Origin of the sequence: Bradyrhizobium genosp. SA-3 (genome assembly GCF_004212635.1) — a bacterium.
GTDB lineage: Bacteria > Pseudomonadota > Alphaproteobacteria > Rhizobiales > Xanthobacteraceae > Bradyrhizobium.
Genome location: NZ_PSRT01000363.1, coordinates 1 through 379 on the forward strand (window position 1 = coordinate 1; position 379 = coordinate 379).

The window sequence follows — 379 nt, forward strand, 5'->3', positions numbered from 1 at the left end:
TGGCGGTGCCGATCGCGGTGGTGCCGTCCAGGATGGTGACGGTGGCGCCGGCATCGGCGACGTCCACCGTGCCGGTGATGGTTTGGCTCGCCTGGTTGACCGGTCCGCCCGCGCTGGTGATGGTGACGGCGGGCGCCGTGGTATCGAGGGTGAAGCTCAGCGCTTCAGTCATCGAACTGTTGCCGGCGGCATCGCTGAACTGTGCCGTGACCTGCTTGGCGCCATCGGCGCCAAGATCGCCGGCAGTCACCGTCAGGCTGATGCTGCCGGCCGTCACGTCGACTGCCGTGATCACATGCGTGACCGGATGCGCCAGCGGCGAGCCGCCCAGCAACAGCTGCACCGTATCGCCGATGGCCGCCGCCGGGTTCAGCGCCAC

The 379-nt window shown here is 69.1% G+C and carries 1 protein-coding gene; it reads right to left on the reverse strand.

The annotated features are described in order from the left end of the window. A partial coding sequence (locus CWO91_RS43590) for an Ig-like domain-containing protein (protein WP_165406093.1) occupies positions 1 to 379 on the reverse strand: 379 nt, incomplete at both ends.